4 protein-coding genes and 1 pseudogene are annotated in these 3,524 nt (G+C 56.2%); 4 read left to right on the top strand and 1 reads right to left on the bottom strand.

Annotation, left to right across the window (positions count from 1 at the left end):
* Positions 1-261: 261 nt before the first annotated feature.
* The 4 genes from AC13EK_RS08000 (at position 262) to AC13EK_RS07985 (ending at position 3,275) form a co-directional block, all read left to right on the top strand.
* Positions 262-927 (top strand): hypothetical protein, encoded by a 666-nt coding sequence (locus tag AC13EK_RS08000; protein WP_483022154.1) that lies wholly within the window; start codon positions 262-264, stop codon positions 925-927.
* Between the two features lie 766 nt (positions 928-1,693).
* Entirely contained in the window at positions 1,694-2,101 is a 408-nt protein-coding gene (locus AC13EK_RS07995) for a hypothetical protein (protein ID WP_155738167.1), read from the top strand.
* Entirely contained in the window at positions 2,098-2,673 is a 576-nt protein-coding gene (locus tag AC13EK_RS07990; protein WP_081261097.1) for a hypothetical protein, read from the top strand. Before AC13EK_RS07995 ends, AC13EK_RS07990 begins: the two co-directional genes overlap by 4 nt.
* Before the next feature lie 110 nt (positions 2,674-2,783).
* The gene (locus tag AC13EK_RS07985; RefSeq protein WP_164522515.1) at positions 2,784-3,275 is read left to right on the top strand and encodes a hypothetical protein; all 492 of its coding nucleotides are present in this window, start codon (positions 2,784-2,786) and stop codon (positions 3,273-3,275) included.
* A gap of 121 nt (positions 3,276-3,396) precedes the next feature.
* Here AC13EK_RS07985 and AC13EK_RS07980 read toward each other — a convergent pair.
* Positions 3,397-3,524 (bottom strand): annotated as a pseudogene (locus AC13EK_RS07980) (IS5/IS1182 family transposase); the annotation flags it as partial.

The raw sequence follows: 3,524 nt of genomic DNA, 5'->3' as shown, positions 1-3,524 counted from the left end.
ACATGCAGATCGAGGGCATGGCCGCCCTTGCCACACCCATAACCGAGGAGGTTCAGCCGCTACAGATTACACCCAAGGCCGCCTGAAAATGCAGCCCGATGGCCAGCACCGAAATTACACCACATTGACGGACGTGACCGGCCCGCGACATTCACAGCAGAGGAAAAGCAGCTGCCCACCTCGCCTCAAGCTATACACAAGCCGAGGTCCAAGAAGCGCGCAAGGGATTGGCTTGCGCCTCATGCCATTCCCGCTCGGAACATGATTGATCTGTTTTCGGGCAACGCGCAGGCTGGCAATGGCAAGCATGTCTATTGGAGGAGGGCCAGCAACAGTCTTCTGCCAGTTGGATTCTGGCAAGGCAAGAAAGGGCAGCTGCTGCTTTCCCCACTGACGAAAGATCCCGCCTATCTGAAGGCGCTGGAGAGCCGCCTGAGCCTCAGTCGAAAGGTGGGCGCGCGTGAGGCTCGAGTACTGGAAACAGCGCTCACAGCGATGTTGCAAAATACAAGGAGTAATGAATTCCTTTTCCGGAACCTGAAAGACGGAGAAATTTTTGTCAATCTGCTGTTGAAGGCCATGGGCTTTAAGGAGGCGGACATTCATCTGCGCCACACATGCAAACTTTATCCAATGCGCAATTCGGCCACATTGCATCTTTTTCTGAAAAGCCGGGATGTCATTCCGCCATTGAAGGGGCGCAGCCGGTGGCGCGGGTCGCTTGCGGTCAGGCTAGAACAGAAAGAACGTAAAAGCCTACAGGATGATCGCGCGTTCAAATTGGCGATTGTTCTTTTGGCCATCCACGTCCGCGCTGAGCAACTGGCGGCCGATGCCCTGGCCCGCCCTACTAGCCAGCGTCGCCTAGCATTGATCGTCAAACTGTTCAGGGAAATGAATGGAAGGGCCATGCAGGAGGTCGGCTGAAATCATATGGTACCTGGTAGCAATCTTATGCCTATCCGATATGATTTGGAGTTATTTTGGTTCCTATGTCCGAGCGCCGATGATTTGCTGATCAGTTAAACCATACCAAAGTTGCCGGCTACAAATACGAATTCCTCAGCGGAAGAAATGGCCGCCAGCGCCAAGGGTTGGCCGGCCTCGAACAGCACGTGCCAAGTCTTGTAGGTACGCGGCATACTCTCCGCAATAGTGGCCGAGTCCAATACAATGTCGGTGCAACCATGCCCGTTTCGCGAACACATGTAGTTCGGATAACCGAACAGCCCCCGGCTGCAGGGACGGATTGCAGGTCCGCGGGACACGGGAAAGGCCCAGGATCACTCGCCCCCGTCGCCCCATTGGGTAGAGCAATGGCCCAGATTACGGAGCATCGTGCGACATGACACCGGGCCAAAACCGATTTGATCGCTGAATGCATGTCACAGGATAATTAAGCGTGAACCCTGCCGAGCCCGATTGATAATCATGGTTGCGATCGAGCATTAATCTTGCCCGGATTAACAGATGCTGTCCCTGCGGGACAAGGGCTGCCATCGCAGCCCGATTTATCAAGTAAGCAAGTAGCTCAGTACAACTGAGTAACGGAATGAAAAAAGGGAGAGTGCAGCCCGGCTCAGTGGCGCGGCTCCCCAATCTGAAAGTGATTAATGTGACATATATTCCAGAATGCGTCCCCAATGGGGGGGCGCAAACCCTTCCGTTCGTTCGCAGTTCGGTCCAGCGAGCGATGATGAGGATCGCGCGCGATATCGGCGCGCCGATCGATCTTGAACCGAGCCGACAATTGACCGGCACCGAAGGCATGTTGCTTCTCGAACAGGCCAATTTGCTGATTGCGGGCACAAATGTTTCTGGGTCAGAAACCCGTGAAAAATTGGCGCAGATGGGAGATAGCCATGGGCTAGACCTGCTGCTCCTACGTTCGGGGGCCTGGCCGCAGAGCCTGGACATTCATTTCCACAGGAGGCGCGAGTGGCTCGTAGACTATCGGTCTGCCTGGTTCGACGACAGGCTGTGGTTCATGCCGATGCTTGAGGATGGCCAGCCTGGAGTCAGGGCTTCCACCGAGGGACTTATCCTGTTTCCCTGCACCAGCCAAAAAATGCTCCCCTTTGCCGGGAGGTGGGCAGCATGACTGGCAAGAAGAGCCGTTCTGGTCCCGAGGCGCTGTCCGCCTACGTTGGGGATAGCACCGACCATCCCCATTTTCGCTACGTCCGCTATTATTGGAAGAATGACGGAATAAGGAACGGCGTTTCCGCCGCCGTTCTCGCAAAGCTGACGCCAGCAGGACATGAAGCAGCCCGACATGACCTGCTAGTACCGACAAATGCGCCGGGTGAATATGCGCAGCTTTCCTATCTTCTCGAACGTTATGATGCCACGCACCCAGCGGTCGAGAAGACGGGATATGCTCAGTTCACAATTGACTTGTCAGCCGATCGGCCCCTCCACGTGAGCTGGGAAGATATCCGGGCATGGGTCCTGAGCTATTTCGTACGCGAACTGCAACTCGCGGTGCTGATGGTGCTACATGTGCCATATTGGGCTGGCTCATCGAACGACCCGCATGTCCATCTGATCGTGCCTGCCCGTAGGCTTGGAGCTAATGGCTTTGGTCTTCACGCCCGGGATGTCTGCTGCGATAACGGCTGCGCGTCGGCGCTGACGAGCTGGCAAGAGTTTGAGAAAGTAGGCGCGGTATGAGGAGTAAGGACATCCGCGACAAGAAATCAGCTCACACTGGACCGACGGACCGCGCTGCGTTTTCCGAGGACAGGCGGCATAATGCTCACGCTATTGGGGAGCGCTGCCGCTTGCTGCGCGCGATCCAGCTAGTCGACATGCTACGGTGCCAGCGAGAGGGCATCGGCCCTCTGGTTGAGGCAGCGCGGCTTGCCCTGGATCATAGGGTCGCCGCCAGGGCGGCAACGATAGGCCAGCGTTTCTGGCGCTTCCTGTTGACATGTCGGCCACAGGAACTCTGGATGGCGCTTATGGTGCAGGATGATGGCTTGGGCCGCGAACTGCGATCAAATTGCCCTTTCGATGCCCTAATCGATGACAACGAAGATCAGCGACGTTCGCGATGGCGATTAGCCAGACAGCAACTGCGGGACGGCACGTCAGCACCCGATCCTGTCTGGAACCGAACCCACGAGAAGGCAATCGCAAGAGCCAAGCTGGATTGGGAGATCGAGACTGGCAGGCTCACACCGCAGGAGGCAAACAAGCGAAACTTCATTTTTGCAGCCGTTGATATGGACAAGGCACGGATCGATCTGTCAGAACATATTCCTGAACTTTAGTACCGGCTGCTACGATGGTCGGATGTCGTTCGGAATTGTCGCCTCTTTGCAAAACCATGCATAAGCAGCGAAGCGAAGGCGAGATCGCACACGTTCTCGATGACAGAGCTAGGCTCAGGACTCATTGATTGAGCCAGAAGATGACGGCGGCGGCGATACAGATGGCGGACATGAAGGTGTGGGCGCAACGGTCGTATCGGGTGTGGATGCGCCGCCAGTCCTTGAGCTTGCAGAACATGTTTTCGATCT

It is taken from the genome of Sphingobium sp. L-44 (assembly GCF_056859495.1).
This window is presented reverse-complemented; position numbering and strand designations above follow the sequence as displayed.

Coding starts and splice junctions, on each gene's coding strand:
- AC13EK_RS08000 (WP_483022154.1), top strand. CDS start 262: ATGATTGATCTGTTTTCGGGCAACGCGCAGGCTGGCAATGGCAAGCAT.
- AC13EK_RS07995 (WP_155738167.1), top strand. CDS start 1,694: ATGATGAGGATCGCGCGCGATATCGGCGCGCCGATCGATCTTGAACCG.
- AC13EK_RS07990 (WP_081261097.1), top strand. CDS start 2,098: ATGACTGGCAAGAAGAGCCGTTCTGGTCCCGAGGCGCTGTCCGCCTAC.